Annotated in this window: 19 protein-coding genes; 11 read left to right on the top strand and 8 right to left on the bottom strand. The window is 39.6% G+C overall.

What is annotated here, in order from left to right:
- Window positions 1-516: 516 nt before the first annotated feature.
- The 8 genes from yoaA (at window position 517) to rnd (ending at window position 9,579) form a co-directional block, all read left to right on the top strand.
- On the top strand, window positions 517-2,472 hold the full coding sequence (gene yoaA, locus IEY03_RS00870) for a DNA repair helicase YoaA (RefSeq protein WP_373290815.1): 1,956 nt from the start codon (window positions 517-519) through the stop codon (window positions 2,470-2,472).
- A 43-nt stretch (window positions 2,473-2,515) separates the two neighbouring features.
- Window positions 2,516-3,223 carry a tRNA (adenosine(37)-N6)-threonylcarbamoyltransferase complex dimerization subunit type 1 TsaB gene (tsaB, locus tag IEY03_RS00875; RefSeq protein ID WP_188839454.1) on the top strand — a complete coding sequence of 236 codons (708 nt, stop codon included), beginning with the start codon at window positions 2,516-2,518 and terminating at the stop codon, window positions 3,221-3,223.
- Window positions 3,224-3,324: 101 nt separating this feature from the next.
- The gene (locus tag IEY03_RS00880; RefSeq protein WP_188840037.1) at window positions 3,325-3,759 is read left to right on the top strand and encodes a hypothetical protein; all 435 of its coding nucleotides are present in this window, start codon (window positions 3,325-3,327) and stop codon (window positions 3,757-3,759) included.
- Between the two features lie 294 nt (window positions 3,760-4,053).
- The gene (locus tag IEY03_RS00885) at window positions 4,054-4,752 is read left to right on the top strand and encodes a M50 family metallopeptidase (protein WP_188839455.1); all 699 of its coding nucleotides are present in this window, start codon (window positions 4,054-4,056) and stop codon (window positions 4,750-4,752) included.
- The gene (locus IEY03_RS00890) at window positions 4,749-5,591 is read left to right on the top strand and encodes a class I SAM-dependent methyltransferase (RefSeq protein ID WP_188839456.1); all 843 of its coding nucleotides are present in this window, start codon (window positions 4,749-4,751) and stop codon (window positions 5,589-5,591) included. The genes IEY03_RS00885 and IEY03_RS00890 overlap by 4 nt, the downstream gene beginning before the upstream one ends.
- Before the next feature lie 57 nt (window positions 5,592-5,648).
- Window positions 5,649-6,518 (top strand): alpha/beta hydrolase, encoded by an 870-nt coding sequence (locus IEY03_RS00895; protein WP_229778164.1) that lies wholly within the window; start codon window positions 5,649-5,651, stop codon window positions 6,516-6,518.
- 213 nt (window positions 6,519-6,731) lie between these two features.
- Window positions 6,732-8,405, top strand: a complete 1,674-nt coding sequence (gene fadD / locus IEY03_RS00900) for a long-chain-fatty-acid--CoA ligase FadD (protein ID WP_188839458.1) — start codon at window positions 6,732-6,734, stop codon at window positions 8,403-8,405.
- A 55-nt stretch (window positions 8,406-8,460) separates the two neighbouring features.
- On the top strand, window positions 8,461-9,579 hold the full coding sequence (gene rnd, locus IEY03_RS00905) for a ribonuclease D (protein WP_188839459.1): 1,119 nt from the start codon (window positions 8,461-8,463) through the stop codon (window positions 9,577-9,579).
- Window positions 9,580-9,699: 120 nt separating this feature from the next.
- Here rnd and minE read toward each other — a convergent pair whose 3' ends face one another.
- The 3 genes from minE to minC are packed head-to-tail and all read right to left on the bottom strand — an operon-like array spanning window position 9,700 to window position 11,465.
- A complete protein-coding gene (minE, locus tag IEY03_RS00910; protein WP_188839460.1) occupies window positions 9,700-9,960 on the bottom strand; it encodes a cell division topological specificity factor MinE in 261 nt (86 codons plus the stop codon).
- 2 nt (window positions 9,961-9,962) lie between these two features.
- Entirely contained in the window at window positions 9,963-10,772 is an 810-nt protein-coding gene (gene minD, locus IEY03_RS00915) for a septum site-determining protein MinD (RefSeq protein ID WP_188839461.1), read from the bottom strand.
- Between the two features lie 30 nt (window positions 10,773-10,802).
- Window positions 10,803-11,465, bottom strand: coding sequence for a septum site-determining protein MinC (gene minC, locus IEY03_RS00920; protein ID WP_188839462.1), 663 nt, complete (start codon window positions 11,463-11,465; stop codon window positions 10,803-10,805).
- A 121-nt stretch (window positions 11,466-11,586) separates the two neighbouring features.
- Between minC and IEY03_RS00925 the strand changes: the two genes are divergently transcribed.
- Window positions 11,587-11,868, top strand: a complete 282-nt coding sequence (locus IEY03_RS00925) for a YcgL domain-containing protein (protein WP_188839463.1) — start codon at window positions 11,587-11,589, stop codon at window positions 11,866-11,868.
- Window positions 11,869-11,911: 43 nt separating this feature from the next.
- Window positions 11,912-12,352, top strand: a complete 441-nt coding sequence (locus IEY03_RS00930; RefSeq protein WP_188839464.1) for a YcgN family cysteine cluster protein — start codon at window positions 11,912-11,914, stop codon at window positions 12,350-12,352.
- A gap of 69 nt (window positions 12,353-12,421) precedes the next feature.
- Here IEY03_RS00930 and dsbB read toward each other — a convergent pair whose 3' ends face one another.
- Both dsbB and nhaB read right to left on the bottom strand, forming a co-directional pair.
- Window positions 12,422-12,931 carry a disulfide bond formation protein DsbB gene (gene dsbB / locus IEY03_RS00935; RefSeq protein WP_188839465.1) on the bottom strand — a complete coding sequence of 170 codons (510 nt, stop codon included), beginning with the start codon at window positions 12,929-12,931 and terminating at the stop codon, window positions 12,422-12,424.
- A gap of 120 nt (window positions 12,932-13,051) precedes the next feature.
- A complete protein-coding gene (gene nhaB / locus IEY03_RS00940) occupies window positions 13,052-14,641 on the bottom strand; it encodes a sodium/proton antiporter NhaB (RefSeq protein WP_188839466.1) in 1,590 nt (529 codons plus the stop codon).
- Window positions 14,642-15,124: 483 nt separating this feature from the next.
- On the opposite strand from nhaB, the gene fadR reads away from it, so the two are divergent.
- A complete protein-coding gene (gene fadR, locus IEY03_RS00945; RefSeq protein ID WP_188839467.1) occupies window positions 15,125-15,844 on the top strand; it encodes a fatty acid metabolism transcriptional regulator FadR in 720 nt (239 codons plus the stop codon).
- A 72-nt stretch (window positions 15,845-15,916) separates the two neighbouring features.
- Here fadR and IEY03_RS00950 read toward each other — a convergent pair whose 3' ends face one another.
- The 3 genes from IEY03_RS00950 to IEY03_RS00960 all read right to left on the bottom strand — a co-directional run bounded on the left by IEY03_RS00950 (window position 15,917) and on the right by IEY03_RS00960 (window position 17,122).
- Complete coding sequence (locus IEY03_RS00950; protein WP_188839468.1) at window positions 15,917-16,111, bottom strand: DUF2986 domain-containing protein; 195 nt, start codon at window positions 16,109-16,111, stop codon at window positions 15,917-15,919.
- Window positions 16,112-16,197: 86 nt separating this feature from the next.
- Complete coding sequence (locus tag IEY03_RS00955) at window positions 16,198-16,647, bottom strand: hypothetical protein (RefSeq protein WP_229778165.1); 450 nt, start codon at window positions 16,645-16,647, stop codon at window positions 16,198-16,200.
- A 118-nt stretch (window positions 16,648-16,765) separates the two neighbouring features.
- Window positions 16,766-17,122: a glutaredoxin family protein gene (locus tag IEY03_RS00960; protein ID WP_188839469.1), complete on the bottom strand. Its 357-nt coding sequence runs from the start codon at window positions 17,120-17,122 to the stop codon at window positions 16,766-16,768.
- Window positions 17,123-17,125: the final 3 nt, after the last annotated feature.

Raw genomic sequence — 17,125 nt, forward strand, 5'->3', positions numbered from 1 at the left:
TAATCTTCTAAGCAAAAACATTCAACAAAGAGTAAAACGTTTTTAGCCGAACCCTTCGGGCGGTATTTGTTGGTCATTTTTACTGTGTTATTGGCCTTTATGTAGAATAACTACATCACAAGGTCTCTGCCTTGTACAAATGACCCACAGTTGGCTGCAAAAACAACTTTAAAAGATCCACAGGCCCTAAGATATAGGATTGTTGTCTATTTCAATGGCGATAATTCATCGCTTAAAACGAATTGAGGTTAATTAGTCATTTGAATTAGAGTATGATTAATATCAAATCGGTCAGCATTAATTAATGCCTAATGAGCTTCTTGGTAACGTTTGTTTTTATTAATTTGGAAGCTTTCATTAACTAGCCTTTATGCTTTGAAAGTTAACCGCTTGCTTAAAAGCGAAGCCAATTACGGATTTACATTCATTGATTTTTAGCCCATTTACTTTCTAATAATTATTAATTAATGCCATTATTTTCATTTTACCAATCTATAAAGAGCATTCAGAAACCTTTTGTCTAACACTGACTTTCCAATATTAGCCAAATTTTCCAGCCTAACTTCACTTGTCATTGCAGAGTTTAGTGAGGGTGGAGCGTTGTCTCGTCATTTACACCAATATCGTAGCAGACAGGTGCAAACAGATATGGCTATAGCAGTAAGTGAGTCTATGGTTAAAAAGAAAAACTTAATTTTGGAAGCTGGTACTGGTGTAGGCAAAACGTTTGCTTATCTGATCCCTGCATTATTAAGTGGCAAGCAAGTGGTGGTGAGTACAGGAAGTAAGAACTTACAAGAACAATTGTTTTTAAAAGATATACCTGCATTGCTTTCTATGTTGGATATAAAACCGCGTATCGCATTGCTAAAAGGACGTAGTAATTATTTATGTCAGCTGCGTTTAGACAAGCAAATGCAGTATGCAAGTCAATATCGTGAACAGGCTTTAGATGATTTATTGAAGATTAATCAATGGGCTACGCTCAGTACAGATGGCGATATTGGTAATTTAACTTCAGTGTCAGAACACTCGTCTGTTATTCCTAGTGTTGTCAGTACAAAAGAAAGCTGCACGGGTAAAAAGTGTGAGTTTTATAATGTATGTTTTACTCGTAAAGCCCGCTTAAAAGCAATGGAAGCAAAACTTGTTGTGGTTAATCATCACCTGTTTTTTGCGGATAGATTATTAAAGGACACCGGCTTTGCTGAACTACTGCCTGATCCTGATGTAGTTGTGTTTGATGAAGCCCATTTAGTACCGGATATTTGCATCAGTTATTTTGGAAATCATGTCGGCAGTCGAGAAATTGATAAGCTGCTTAACCTTTTCATTTCTATTCATAAAAACAACATTCGTGACAGCATTCAAATAGAGCATTTAGCTAATCGAGCCATTAGCGCATTAAACCATTGGCATAATGCCATGTTTGATAACGCCCAGACTGATTGGCGTCAAGTTCTGGCAACTAAGCCCTTAATAATTAGTTCATGGGCGTTGCATCAATCTTTAGCTGAATTAAGTGAGCTAGTGACGCATCATTTGGGGCGTGATGACGATCTTGACACGGCATTTGAACAACTTGTTAGTTTAAAAGACAGATTAAAAATATATTTTGAATGCCAAGATCCGCAAGCCGCATATAGTGTTGAATATGGGCCTAGATTTATTACGCTGCGAGCATCACCTATTAATGTTGCCAAGCAATGTGAACAATTATTCAATCCAAAAACCAGTTGGATTTTTACTTCCGCCACTTTACAAGTTAATCGCCAACTGAGCCATTTTGCTAAAGAGTTAGGCTTACAAAGTGCGACGCAAGTGATTCTAGACAGTCCATTTGATTACCCAAATCAAGCCATGTTTTGTGTCCCTAGACATTTGGGTAAAGTGGGCCAAACGCAATTTAGCGCAAAACAACTTGTTGATGTGTGTGTGCAAGCCATTAACGCGGCGCAGGGGCGTACATTTATTCTGTTCACTAGCCATAGCATGTTGGAACAGGTAGCCAGTTTATTGCGCAGCCAAGTGAGCTATCCGTTGCTCGTTCAAGGGCAGGCAAGCAAGCAAAGTTTACTTAATAAGTTTCGACAATTGGGCAATGCTGTGTTGCTTGGCACGGGCAGTTTTTGGGAAGGTGTCGATGTAAGAGGCAAGTTATTGAGCTGTGTAATTATCGATAAACTGCCTTTTGTATCTCCAGATGATGCTTTATACCGAGCAAGAGCGACTAATATTGAACGTCAAGGCGGTGATCCGTTTGTCGAGATCTCGTTGCCTCAAGCTGTGATTGCATTAAAGCAAGGGGTAGGGCGTCTGATCCGTGACGAAAAAGACCGTGGGGTACTTATTCTGTGTGACAATCGCATTGTAAATCGTGCCTATGGACAAGCATTTATCAATTCTTTACCGCCAATGCATCGTACCCGTGATTTAGATAGTGCGTTACACTTTTTAAAACAAATTCCTTAAGTTATCATAGCGCCTTTATTTTGTTCCAAAACGGGTTGTAAACATGACATTTCATTCGCCATTACGTGTACTTGCACTTGATACTTGCACAGAGTCTTGTTCTGCTGCGCTTTCTGTTGACGGTAATTTATTTACTCGTATTGCCGATGCTCCGCGTGAACACAGTCAACGTTTACTACCTATGGTTGACGAAGTGCTTCAGGAAGCTAACATTTCCCTTGCAGATATCGACGTTATTGCATACGGACGGGGACCAGGCAGTTTTACCGGGATCCGTATTTGTACTAGCATGACGCAAGGGCTTGCATTAGGTTGTGATTTGCCTGTTATCGGTATTTCTACTTTGGCGGCCATGGCGCAAATGGCAATAACAGAGCACGGTGCAGAACAAGTATTTTGTGCCATTGATGCAAGAATGAATGAAGTTTATGTTGGTCAATTTATTGCTAAAGATGGCATAGCCACGCTAATCGGTAATGAACAGGTCTGCTTACCAGCAGATGTTGAACTACACTTAGATGCGTCATTATCGATAAAAGCCTGTGGTACGGGGTTTGATGCTTATCCAGGTTTAACCTCGTTAGCTGCCAAGATAGAGGTGGTTGAAGCGGTAAAGTATCCAGATGCCAAAGCCATGATAGCACTTGCTGAATTTGGCGTAAGCCAAGGTATGCAGACATCAGTAGATGATTTAGCACCTGTATATTTACGTGATACGGTAACCTGGAAAAAATTACCCGGACGTGAATAATATGGATAATATGTTGTGCGTTATTTTTGTTCGATGGTATAAAGATATTTCAATAACGCATCAGCACCTTTGATACATAAGGTCTTGTGAGATAAACATCAATGCAAATTAATTCTACATCGATTCAAAAGGCAGTGCCTCAACACATGGTGAAAACCTCGTTGAGTCAAGCTGTTGCTGGTAATCGCCCGTTAGGATCAGTAGATGAAATTAAACAGATAAATCCGCCCGCTTTAAACATTCTTAACACTAATCCGCAATCTGATTCCCATCAGTTTGATCAACATGCCGAGCAAAATCTATTAACTCAAAATCAAATCGAACAAGCCGTTGCTGACTCTGGTTTATTTGAGTTTACGGGGAAAAATCAACGATACGAAATTGCGACCAATGGTATTGAAAATAAAAGTTCAAAAATACAATATGATATCGATGTTGAGTTGAACCGTGGTGCCATACAGACGTATATGATGACACAACATGCCGCTAAGCGTGATGAGATACAACAAATGGTAGGCATTGATTTATACGTATAACAACTCCCTAGGGTCTGTTGATTTATTTGATGGTAAGACTAATACAGATGGTGCATTGTCGCCAATCCAGTTTGCATATTTCCTTTTGATTGCCTTTCAAAGCACAATTTATTTTATATACCTTTTAATCTCACAGAGTTTAATTAACGCTGTGGTATGGCTATTTAACATTAAACCGTAATTATTCACAGCAAAAATTGTTTGTATCTTAATGTTTAACAGCCATTCCATCATCAGCTTAATTCTGCTTAACTAAGCACATAAATTATTTTTGTTAGGTTACTTGTAACTGTAATGTCTAATGTGAATCGTAATAACCCGTTAGCTCTATCATCTGGTACTCCAAGTCGGGGGCGGTTTATTGTTGAACTTATCGTCGCGTTTTTATTAACTCGTTTACCTTATATCAGTGTGCCTTTTAAATGGTTTGAAAGTTATTTCCATGAGTTATCCCACGGCATAGCGACGTTATTCACTGGGGGGATTGTCAGTCATATTGAACTGTTTCCCAATGGAGCTGGTCTTTGTTATAGCCAAGGTGGCAATGCTGTGTTGATTGCTTTTTCGGGTTATTTGGGGGCAGCTATATGGGGGTATTTGATTTTTTTGCTGGCAACCTGGCGTGATGCTATACGTTTTACTTTGTCTATTTTAGCTCTGACCATTTTAATCTCTGTTGTTTTATGGGCACGAGACCTGCTGACAATTGCTATCTTACTCTGTTTAAGTGGACTTATTTTGTTACCACTTAAATTAACAAATAGTCGTCCTTTAAACAGTTTACTGCGTATATTAGGCTTGATGATAATACTAAATGCCATGGCTAGCCCTATGGTGTTGTTTGGTTTAGCTGGACAAGGTGATGCCGTCGCGTTAGCACAAATGACTTGGATACCTGCATGGTGCTGGGTAGTCATTTGGTTAGCGGTCAGTTGTGGCATGTTATGGCTCAGTTGGCAAAAAGTCGATTCAACAAAAGGGAGTATTAAATGAAACGTAAATTAGCGTTAGCAATCATGATGAGTTTTACAACCGTAGGCCTGTACTCTGCGCCGATAGTTGTTCAAGCGGAAGAGGTTAAAGTCAATGATGCACTGGCTGCTGTAGTAGCAAGTGATTTTCGTACCGACACGAATAAGCTAAGAGATACATATCGAAATCCGGCTCAAACGTTAGCCTTTTTCGATGTGAAAGCAAATCAAACTGTTATTGAACTTTGGCCTGGTGGTGGTTGGTATGCAGAAATTTTGGCACCCTATTTAGCTAAAAATGGTCAATATGTCGCGGCTAATTTCGAAACAAAACCGGCAGAAGACACCCGTCAAACAGAGTATTTTAAAGCTGCTGGATTAAAGTTTGAAAAATGGGTTGAAGATAATAAAGCCACTGTTGGCAATGTACAGTTTGTGACGTTAAGCCCTCCAGAAAAATTTAAGCTAGGTGAAGATAATTCTGCAGATCATGTATTAACGTTCAGAAACTTGCATAACTGGGCGATGAAAGGTCAGTTAGAAGGTGTATTTAACGCGGCTTATGCAGTGCTAAAAGAGGGTGGTTCATTCGGTGTTGTTGAACACCGTGCCAATATTGGCATGGCTGCAGAAAGTGGCTATATGGAGCAAAATCAAATGGTGGAATTAGCCAAGAAAGCCGGTTTTGAATTGCTTGCTAGCTCTGAAGTGAATGCCAATCCAAAAGACACTAAAGATTATCCAAAAGGAGTGTGGACTCTGCCTCCGCGTCTAGCAATGGGTGATCAGGATAAACAGAAGTATTTAGATATTGGTGAAAGTGATCGCATGACTTTGAAGTTTATTAAGAAAGCGAAATAATCTATGCCATCAAATGAGTCAAAGCAGAATTCAACTCTCGCTTCTCAAGGAGAGCCTTTGACAATCCCTTTGGCTCATTTATCGCTATCAGCAATACGCTATGGGTTCGATGGCAAGCCAATCATTTTGGCATGCCATGGTTGGCTCGATAATCTGAACAGTTTTATTCCACTTGCTGATGAGTTTTTACGCTCAGATCTCGCGAAACATTTTCAGTTAATTACCTTTGACTGGCCAGGCCATGGGTTATCGTCACATCGCCCGGGTTGTTATCCGTTACATTGGGTTGACTATGTATATGACTTAGATGCTATTGTTAACTATTTAATTCCAGATCCTAATCATAAAATTATTTTACTCGGTCACTCCTTAGGCGGGATCGTCGCCAGTGCCTACAATGCAAGTTTTCCAGAACGTATAACTCAGCTCATTCTAATCGAAGCTTTATCCCCTTTGTTCGAAGATGTAAACCGCAATGCTTCCAGACTTAATAGAAGCTTTAAACAGCATCGACATTTATTCAATAAACCTGAATCCAATATAACCAAAGGTTATGCATCTGTTGATGTGGTGGTAAAGGCTAGACAACAGCTAACAGGGATGGACGAACAGTGGTGCCGGATCATTTCGACTAGAAACCTACAGTTTATTGATGGTTTATATTACTGGCGAAGCGATCCAAGGTTAAAGTTAGACTCAGCATATCGAATGACTTTTGAACAAGTCGATGCATTAATGAGCCAAAGCGAGACACCAACGTTATTAGTACTAGGTCATGCAGGTTTTAAGCAGTTAAAATTAACGCAACAGCAGGCTAGCATCTGGTTTAAACGGTTGCAGTGGCAAGAAATCGAGGGTGACCACCATTTGCATATGGGTAATGCAGCGGGGTTAATTAACTTGATTCGAGCATTTATTCTAAAATAAGCTATGTATCGTTTAAACCGCTATTATTTTGCTTTCAATTATGTGATTATGTTCAAAATTAAAACGCTTGTATGATTTTCATCACAGGCTATAACGATAACAACACGTAGACTGATTATTGCCAAATCATAATAAGAGCAAGTAATAGTGATACGTTTTAGCCACTGACGGGGAATGCACGTCTTAGCACAGTGGCCATTATAGGAGACACCCGTGGACCAGCCTTGGATTAATAACCTACCAGCCAATGTACCGGCTGAAATAGACCCAAATCAATTTCCTTCTTTGGTGGCTATGTTTGAAAATGCAGTAGCGAAATACGCTGATCAACCTGCTTTTATCAATATGGGCGCAACGATGACCTATCGTAAGCTTGAAGAAAGAAGCCGTGCTTTTGCTGCTTATTTACAGAATGACCTAAAGCTAGAAAAAGGCGATCGAGTCGCATTGATGATGCCTAACTTATTGCAATACCCTATCGCCTTGTTTGGTGTACTTCGAGCTGGCATGGTGGTCGTAAATGTTAACCCGCTATACACCCCTAGAGAGTTAAAACATCAGTTGGTTGATTCTGGTTCAAAAGCCATTGTCGTGGTGTCTAACTTTGCAAACACATTAGAAGAAGTTGTTGACCAAACTCCGGTTAAAGCGGTCATTATTACGCGATTGGGCGATCAATTAAGCGCGCCAAAACGTACGTTGGTGAACTTTGTCGTTAAGTACATCAAGAAAATGGTGCCGAAATATGACTTACCTCACGCACGATCTTTTAGAGATACCTTATCCAAAGGTAGACGTTTACAGTACGTCAAACCAGAAATTAGCGGTGATGATCTTGCTTTCTTGCAATACACAGGGGGGACAACGGGTGTTTCTAAAGGCGCTATGTTAAGTCATCGTAATGTTGTATCTAATGTACTGCAAGCAAATGGCGCATATTCGCCAGCACTTGATGACGGGACTGAATTTGTTGTAACCGCGTTGCCGCTTTATCATATTTTTGCGTTAACTGTGAATTGTCTACTGTTTTTACATAAAGGTAGCAAAAACCTGTTAATCACCAATCCCAGAGACATTCCAGCTTTTGTCGGTGAACTGAAACGTTATCCGTTTACTGCACTTACGGGCGTGAACACCTTATTTAATGCCTTAGTTAATAATGAAGATTTTAAATCGCTCGATTTTAGTGGGTTAAAGTTATCGATTGGCGGCGGCATGGCTGTGCAAAAAGCGGTTGCTGACAAATGGCAATCGATCACCAAAACACGTTTGTTAGAAGGTTATGGTTTAACGGAAGCCTCGCCATTAGTAACATGCTGTCCTTATAATTTAGATGGCTACAATGGTTCTATTGGATTTCCAGCCCCATCAACGTTCATCCAAGTACGTGATGATGATGGCAAGGTATTAGCCCAAGGTGAAACAGGTGAGCTTTATGCAAAGGGCCCACAAGTGATGCAGGGTTACTGGCAACGTCCTGAAGAAACGGCCAAAGTGATTGATAACCATGGTTGGTTAGCCACTGGTGATATTGGTTACATGGATGAAAAGGGCTTTTTCTTCATCGTTGATCGTAAGAAAGACATGATTTTGGTATCAGGCTTTAACGTGTTCCCAAATGAAGTTGAAGATGTCGTTGCACAGCACCCTAAAGTGATTGAGGTTGCTGCTGTTGGTGTACCTAACGATGCCAGCGGTGAATTAGTTAAAATATTTGTTGTCGCAAAAGATAAGTCTTTGACTGAAAAAGATCTGATTGAACACTGTCGTCATCATTTAACGGGATATAAAGTACCAAAACTGGTAGAATTCCGAGACGAATTACCAAAGACCAATGTGGGTAAGATTTTACGTCGTCAGCTTCGAGACGAAGCCAAAAAGGCGTAATATTGAAAACCGGCATTTGCCGGTTTTTTTATCCCCAAAATAAATGGAGTAAGCTGTGTTAGCGTTTGAGTATATAAGTAATGAGAATGCATTAGCCTTGTTAGTGGCGCAATATGAGCAAGCCCCATTATTGGTGTTAGACACCGAGTTTGTTCGTACCCGTACTTATTACGCAAAGTTAGGCTTAATTCAAGCATATGATGGTAAAACATTAGCGTTAATTGACCCTGTTGCGATTAAAGATTTAACGCCATTTTGGGCATTACTCACCAATAAAAATATCATTAAGTTACTGCATTCTTGTAGTGAAGATCTTGAGGTGTTTGCACACTATGGTGAATGCCAACCAACGCCATTATTTGATAGCCAAATCGCTGCCAGTTTAGCTGGTATGGGGCACGGATTAGGTTATGCGAAATTGGTTGAGCAATGTTTGAGTGTTGAACTCGATAAAGGCGAATCTCGTACCGATTGGATGAAACGTCCTTTAACAGACGCTCAACTGCAATATGCGGCAAATGATGTGTCTTATCTATATCAATTATACCCGCAAATTTTACAAAAACTCACAGAACAAAATCGTTTGGGCTGGTTATACGAAGAAGGTGAGCGCATCACAGAAGGGCGCTTATCAGGGGCTGATCCTGCAGAAGCATATCTAAAAGTGAAGAATGCTTTTCAATTAACTCGATCTCAGTTGGCCAGCTTAAAAGTCATGGCAGCATGGCGACTTGAAAAAGCCGTAGCAAGAAATCTGGCATTAGGTTTTGTGATCAAAGATCACGCATTGATAGCATTGGCCAAAAAAGGTCCTAAAACCTTAGCTGAACTAAATCAATTGAACGATTTAACTGAGCAGGAAAAACGTTTTCATGGCAAAGATTTATTGAGAGTTATGGCCACAGCCGATTTTGATAATCCGCCTGAAGAAGTTGATGTAATTGCGCTTAAGTCAGGCTATAAATCAGCATTTAAAACGGTTAAAAACCGTTTGACTGAAATAAGTGAAGCTAAGCTTGTGCCGTTAGAGTTCATTGGTTCTAAAAGATTAATTCATCAATTCTTATTATGGTTATTTAATGATAAGCAAGGTGAGGTGCCACTGGTACTACAAGGGTGGCGTGGTGAGTTAGTGACGAATAAACTCGATGATATCGTATTTAAAGGCGAGTAGTTATATTACTTATGGATTACCGATCTTCGCTGCCCAAATAACCTTATACGCTAATCTCATTTACATAAAAAAGGATATGATTAATCATATCCTTTTTTATTGGGTATCTTATTGGCCGTGTTACTTACCTTCAGGTAAAGTCACATTTAATTCCAATACAGATAAATTATCATCGTTTTGCTCAAGTTGAACACTAACCTGCTCATCTGAAATTTGCACGTATTTACGGATCACTTCGATAATTTCTTGCTTCATTCTTGGCAAGTAATCAGGCGCTTCACGTTCTCCACGTTGATGTGCCACAATGATTTGTAAACGCTCTTTGGCTAAAGAGGCGGTGTTGGTTTTTTTAGTACTTCTGAAATAATCAAGTATGGACATAATTAGCTACCAAATATCCTTTTTAGGAACCCTTTCTTTTCTTCGGTGATAAAACGTACTGGGACATCTTCACCCAGTAAACGATCAACAGTGTCACTGTATGCCAAACCTGCATCGCTTTCTTGGTCAATAATCACTGGCACACCTGAGTTAGATGCTTTTAACACTGCCTGAGATTCTGGAATAACCCCTAAAAGTTCGATGGCCAAAATTTCTTTAACATCTTCAACACTGAGCATTTCGCCAGTTTTAACACGCGAAGGAGAGTAGCGTGTTAATAATAAATATTCTTTAATCGGCTCAAGGTTTTGCTCTGCTCGGCGTGAGCGGCTTTGTAACATACCCAGAATACGGTCAGAGTCGCGTACTGAACTGACTTCAGGGTTAGTTGTTACAATAGCAATATCAGCAAAATAAAGTGCCATCATTGCACCTTGTTCGATACCTGCTGGCGAGTCACATACAATGAAATCAAAGTCTTTTGCTAAATCTTCTAAAACTTTGCCGACACCTTCTTTAGTCAACGCATCTTTGTCTCGGGTTTGCGAAGCAGGTAAAACAAATAACTTATCGCAGCGCTTATCTTTGATCATGGCCTGGTTTAAGTTTGCTTCGCCATTAATAACGTTAACAAAATCATAAACAACACGGCGCTCACAACCCATAATTAAATCCAGGTTACGTAATCCGATATCAAAATCGATAACAACGGTTTTTTTACCTTTTAACGCAAGACCTGTAGCTATGGCAGCACTTGAGGTTGTCTTACCCACACCGCCTTTTCCCGAAGTGACAACAATAATTTGTGCCATGATGATAATTATCCTTAAAATTTGCCTTATTTATGGCAATAGTTCAACAGTGAGAGACTCGCCTTCTAGGCGGACACAACCTCTTTGAGCTTGGCAATGTTGTTGCAGGTTTTCAGCAAGCCAATATTGTCCAGCAACGGATACCAACTCAGCTTCAAGTGAGCTTGCGATAATCACACTTTGTGTGTCACCGCCTGCGCCAGCCATGGCTTTACCCCGTAATGCCCCATACACATGAATGCTACCATCAGCAATCACCTCTGCGCCATTACCAACGGCACCAAAAACAATTAAATCGGCGTCTTTAGCATAAATTTGTTGTCCCGAGCGGATATTTTGTTTAACAATTTTTGTTCCACGCGGCGGTATTGTGGCAGTGGCAGCCTGCTTACCTGATTTTACCACTGCTAACCCTAAATCTTTTGCTTGAACAGAAAAAGGAATAGAAGCTTCGGTAATACCAACAATCACTAATTGGCGTTCAATAAGTAATGCTCTTAATGCTGCTAAATCAACCGGCGTATCATCTAAAGCGCTTAAATTTAATATTAAGGGCGCTCCTAGAAAAAATTGCGGAGCTTGGGCCAGCTTTTTATCAAGTTCTGCGGCAATAATGTCAAGATTAGCATTATTGATATAAAGTACTGATAGAGTAAAAGATGTGGCTTTCAACTCGAGATTTTGTTTAGCCATCTCGTCGTTATTCTCCAAATTTTTATGCTTGTAAACTGATTTACAATTATTTTATTGGGTCACCATGTTATAGTGTGCGTAGTGGACTATCAAGTTTCAACCAGCGGAAATTTACACTAAAATGATTTGTGCAGTATATAAAAGCAGTCGTAAGGCAGATACATACCTTTTTGTTGAAAAACGTGATGTTTTTGATGAAGTTCCTCAACCATTAATGGAGATGTTCGGCACGCCTAAATTAGTCATGTTAGTTCCTTTATCTAAAAGGGACTCTTTAGCATTAGCTGATATCGATAAAGTGAAAAGTGAATTAAAAGCCAAAGGCTATTATTTACAACTTCCGCCCCCAACAGAAAACTTACTCGAACAACATAAAGCCAGTATAAACTTTGAAAGTAAGTAGTAAATAGCTTGCTTGTCGATATGCATTAAGAGACGAATGTGCCATGCGTTTTTGGGAAACAACAGCTTTAAAAGATATGACATCAGAACAATGGGAGTCCCTATGTGATGGATGTGGTAAATGCTGCTTAAATAAAATAATTGATGATGAAACAGAAGAGCTGTATTACACCAATGCCGCTTGCCATCTTCTTGATGATGACAGTTGTCAATGTCGACGCTATCCAGAACGTTTTGAATATGTGCCTGAGTGTACGGTGATAAGTTTAGAAAATTTGCCTAAATTAGATTGGCTACCTGATAGTTGTGCTTACCGACGTTTGTTTTTAGGCAGAAGCTTACCTAGTTGGCACCCATTGCTTACAGGTTCAAAAGACGCCATGCATCTTGCGGGTATGTCTGTTCGGGCTAAAACCGTCAATGAAATGAAGGTTAGATATCTAGAAGATAATATTGTGTTATGGCCACTTCAAGATGTTGATTAAACTTTCCTAAAACGAAATAAAAAACAGACCAGATGGTCTGTTTTTTGTTTTAACTTGCGAAGGAAGCCGTTAACGTTTTGGTGTTAACGCAGGTAAAACCATGACTAGCCAGACTAAACAGTACACAACAAATCCGATTATCATCCATTGCACCATGCTAATAGACATAAATGACCATACAGATTCACCGCACATTCCTGTAGGTGAAAACACTTGTGGCAACCACTGATCTAATGGCATGAAATCAGGAAACTCAGGAAAAAACGAGCAGGTAGAAAAAGGAGAGGGATTCACTTGCATCTCGTTGAGTTCAATCGCCAGCCTGACGCCCCATACTGAAGACACTAGCCAACCTATCATGCCCAGCAAACGAACCAGCCAAAGCCTTGGCATTATCAGCCCAACTAAAGCCGATAACATTATTCCAAGTACTGCAACCCGAATGTAGATACACATAACACAAGGATCAAATTTTAATACATATTGAAAATACAGTGCGGCTAACTCTAGAGCTAAACCCGAAGCAAATAATATTGCCCATGAAGTACGCTGATGACAAAAACGTTGTAATGCGCTCAAAATATTTTCCTGCAAAAGAGAGATAAAAAACACCCTCATAAAGAGGGTGCTTCAAGTATGCTCAGACCATAAAATATTTGTAGATTATTGTCTATCTCAAGATATGGTCATTAACAGAAGTTAATGGCCTGAAACAGCACCACCGATATCTTTGGCAGAGTGGTGTATCAACCAAGCATTATCGTAGAAATACGTGGTCATATCCGCTAAAAATCCTGATTCAATCATGGTCACACCTACGATAGATAACACTATGGTATAAGGCAGAGCCATCCAAACCATACGCCCATAGGATAAACGAATAAGTGGAGCAAGTGCTGAGGTTAGTAAGAACAGGAATGCTGCTTGGCCATTTGGTGTAGCAACTGAAGGCAGATTTGTCCCAGTGTTAATCGCCACGGCCAGCAAATCGAACTGATCACGAGTAATTTGCCCTGCAACTAAAGCAGCTTTGACTTCATTAATATAAACTGTTCCGACAAACACATTATCACTCACCATGGATAGTAAACCGTTGGCTATATAGAAAATCACCAACTGCGTATTGCCTTGGTAACTTAGTGCCCATTGAATGACGGGAGCGAATAAATGCTGATCAATAATTACCGCAACAATGGCAAAGAACACTGCAAGTAATGCAGTAAATGGCAGTGCCTCTTCAAATGCTTTACCGATTTGATGTTCATCGGTAATACCATTGAAGGCCGTGGTTAAGATAATCACCGAAAGACCGATTAAACCGACTGAAGCTAGATGCAATGCTAAACCCGCAATCAACCAAACACCGACAATTGCTTGAATAATTAATCGTGCTTTATCCTGATTTGTGCGGTGCTCATCTTCATAGTTAGCATAGTCAGTTAAAATTCGGTGCACAGCATCAGGTAATTGAGCGCCATAACCAAACCACTTTAATTTTTCAACTAAGAAACAGGTAAATATCCCCGCAAAAAGTACTGGCATTGTTACAGGAGCCATGCGAATAAAGAACTCACCAAAGTTCCAATGAGCTTGTGCAGCAATAATCAAGTTTTGAGGTTCGCCCACCATAGTACAAACACCACCCAGTGCTGTACCTACTCCAGAATGCATCAGAAGATTACGTAAAAATGCACGAAAATCTTCAAGTTCATCATGGTTTAACTGAGGGCTACTTTCTTCGTTAGTATGATCATGATTAGAGCTAAAATCTTTTCCTGAAGCCACTTTGTGGTAAATAGAATAAAAACCAACAGCGACTGCAATGATGACGGCAATAACCGTTAACGCATCTAAGAACGCCGATAAAAATGCCGATGCGGCACAAAACATCAAAGATACAACAATTTTTGAGCGGATCTTAGTGATCATTTTAGTGAAAGCGAATAGTAGCAGTTGCTTCATAAAGTAGATGCCTGCCACCATAAAAATCAGCAGTAACAATACTTCTAGGTTGGCTTCGATTTCATGTAAAACTTGGGTGGGCGAGGTCATGCCGATGATCACGGCTTGAATGGCAAGTAAACCACCAGGCTGCAGTGGATAACATTTTAATGCCATGGCTAATGTAAAAATAAACTCTATGACTAATACCCAACCAGCAATAAAAGGGCTGACATAGAAGAATAATAATGGGTTGATTACAAGAAATGCCACAATGGCGAGTTTGTACCATCTAGGCGAGTTACCTAAAAAGTTACTAAACAGCGCTTGAGCTTGGGTTGCCGGCATATTAGCCACTCCGATATTGTTATGTTATGAATTTTTGCCAAATAAAGCATCTTCATGGTTTTGAATAACTAACAACTGATTACAGAGTTCAATGTTGTTTGTCTGCAGTTAAATGTTTTAACCTAAAATTAACAGGGATTCATTTGACTGTAATCTGCATTGGTTCAGTAAAGTTAATTCATTTTAATGAATTGATTTAAATGTCTTTATCCTTAAAGGTAAAACATTTTTTCTTGATTTGGTTCTGTAATTTTTCGCTAGTTTAGCTTAATTAAAGCTTAATTGTAATTCAAAAGCTTGAGCTACATCATAAAAGCCGCCGAATGTTGAAGACAATGTAACAAGTTAGTGGTTACAAAATAGCCATCAAAAGGTTTGTGATTAAACAAATGTTTTTATTTTTCACTTCTCTGGTATGATCAGTAATCATTCTAGTAGCTTGTCAGCTACAACCGCTAAGTTAAGTATAGGAAATTTAGGCTGATGATTATCAATGCCAAAGGTCCTGCAAGTTTTGCAGAGAAATACATTGTTCGTTCTATTTGGGACAACAAATTTCCACCGGGTTCAATATTGCCTGCGGAACGTGAGCTTTCAGAACTTATCGGTGTCACGCGTACAACGCTTCGTGAAGTGTTACAGCGATTAGCACGCGATGGTTGGTTGAAAATTCAGCATGGTAAGCCGACGCAAGTCAATAATTTCTGGGAAACCTCAGGGTTAAATATTCTAGAAACGATTGCCGATTTAAACCCTGAAGGCTTTCCTTTATTAGTGGATCAATTGATGTCAGCGCGGGCTAATGTCAGTACTATCTATTTTAGAGCCTCATTCCGTCATAATCCTGAAAAAGCGCAAGAAATTTTATCAAGTGCGCATTTATTATCGGATGATGCTGAAGCCTATGCCGATTTTGATTATCGTTTACATCATACCTTGGCATTTGCTTCGGGAAATCCGTTATACGTTCTTATTTTAAATGGGTTTAAAGGACTTTATAGCCGAGTAGGGCGTTATTACTTTTCAAGTAAAGATGCGCGGAAATTAGCGCTTAATTTTTACATTGAATTAGAAAAACTCGCCAGTGATAAGAACTACCAAGCTGTACCTGCTTTAATGCGTTTAAACGGTATAGAAAGTGGTAAAATGTGGCAGAAATTACGCGATGATATGCCTGCAGAAATTGCGCATGATAATAGTTAAGTCTTAAGCCGCATTAGGAACAATAAAAAACGCCAATCATTTGATTGGCGTTTTTTATTGAGCGCTTAATCACTATTCAGCGGAAGACGTTTCAGATTCGACAACTGTTTCTGCTTGTGATTCTTGCTCTAATGCTAGTTTTGCCCGCTCAGCTTTAGATATATAGCGTTCTTTTGGCTTGCTGCTTGGGTTGTCTGGAACAACTTTATTCTGTCTCGCCTTGGCACGCTTGGCCAATTTTTTAATCATCTGCTGTTTTTTATTCATAATACATCTTCATTGGCTGATATTCGATGGCTTTAAGCAATCGCAAAAATTCTTAAGGCCATTTTAGCCTATGTTGACTAAAACCCCTAGCGTCCAAATGTGCTGATGTCTTCATCCGTGGCGCCATCATTACATTCGCCACGAATTTCACCTCGTTCAGGTTCAATATAGCGGCTTAATTCGATAAAACCTTGCTTACAGTAGCCGGTCATGGCAATTGTTTTATCTAATCCAATTTGCACCTGTTGACTCCACAATTCAAGATACTCTTGTTTGTCTCGCATTTCTTGAGCATAACTGCGAGCATCTTGTTTACGACGATCTATAGGTGTTTGATTTGTTGATTGATCATTAATGTTACGATCTGCTGCAGTCGCTAATTTTGCGCTATAAACAAACAGCTTAATGCCATCACCTTTAATTTCAGTGTTAAATTTATCTTTGAATTGACCCGCAAACTCCATCGGATCGATGGTTTTAGAGCTGCAAGCTGTGAGCAAAAGGAGTAACACACTTGATATTAAAATTTTAAACACTGAAATGACCTTATAGTTCAATGAGACGAATATCATTGCTTGTTTGGCAAGAAATAACGCATTAGCAACTTAAAAACGAGTTAAGGCAAATGGTAGTTCACTTAACTCGTTGATGAATTTAAGCAAACTCAGTATTGAGGTAACTCATAATGGCTTTTGATTCATACAACCATTCAACCTTGCCATTGTTGTTAATTTTTAAACAAGGCACTTGTAGCTTACCGCCTTCGGATACTAATTCCTGCTTATTACTCTCTTGCTTGGCATCAACTAAATGGATGTTTACATTCTGGCGACGCATCTCGCGGCGAACTTTAACGCAAAAAGGGCAGGCATTATACTGATAAAGGCTTAAAGATTGCGCTTTTTGGTCTACTTGTTGTTGGTCATCAGCCGAGCGTTGACGTTTCTTTGGGGCAAAAATAAAATTGAGTAAAAGAATAATTCGACCCAAAATCCAGCGTACTACAAACATATA

The organism is Shewanella aestuarii, from assembly GCF_014647215.1.
In the GTDB taxonomy this organism is placed as follows: Bacteria; Pseudomonadota; Gammaproteobacteria; order Enterobacterales; family Shewanellaceae; genus Shewanella; species Shewanella aestuarii.

Coding starts and splice junctions, on each gene's coding strand:
- tsaB (WP_188839454.1), top strand. CDS start 2,516: ATGACATTTCATTCGCCATTACGTGTACTTGCACTTGATACTTGCACA.
- IEY03_RS00880 (WP_188840037.1), top strand. CDS start 3,325: ATGCAAATTAATTCTACATCGATTCAAAAGGCAGTGCCTCAACACATG.
- minE (WP_188839460.1), bottom strand. CDS start 9,960: ATGTCCATACTTGATTATTTCAGAAGTACTAAAAAAACCAACACCGCC.
- IEY03_RS00960 (WP_188839469.1), bottom strand. CDS start 17,122: ATGTTTGTAGTACGCTGGATTTTGGGTCGAATTATTCTTTTACTCAAT.
- IEY03_RS00925 (WP_188839463.1), top strand. CDS start 11,587: ATGATTTGTGCAGTATATAAAAGCAGTCGTAAGGCAGATACATACCTT.
- minD (WP_188839461.1), bottom strand. CDS start 10,772: ATGGCACAAATTATTGTTGTCACTTCGGGAAAAGGCGGTGTGGGTAAG.
- IEY03_RS00890 (WP_188839456.1), top strand. CDS start 4,749: ATGAAACGTAAATTAGCGTTAGCAATCATGATGAGTTTTACAACCGTA.
- minC (WP_188839462.1), bottom strand. CDS start 11,465: ATGGCTAAACAAAATCTCGAGTTGAAAGCCACATCTTTTACTCTATCA.
- IEY03_RS00930 (WP_188839464.1), top strand. CDS start 11,912: ATGCGTTTTTGGGAAACAACAGCTTTAAAAGATATGACATCAGAACAA.
- IEY03_RS00950 (WP_188839468.1), bottom strand. CDS start 16,111: ATGAATAAAAAACAGCAGATGATTAAAAAATTGGCCAAGCGTGCCAAG.
- fadR (WP_188839467.1), top strand. CDS start 15,125: ATGATTATCAATGCCAAAGGTCCTGCAAGTTTTGCAGAGAAATACATT.
- nhaB (WP_188839466.1), bottom strand. CDS start 14,641: ATGCCGGCAACCCAAGCTCAAGCGCTGTTTAGTAACTTTTTAGGTAAC.
- IEY03_RS00885 (WP_188839455.1), top strand. CDS start 4,054: ATGTCTAATGTGAATCGTAATAACCCGTTAGCTCTATCATCTGGTACT.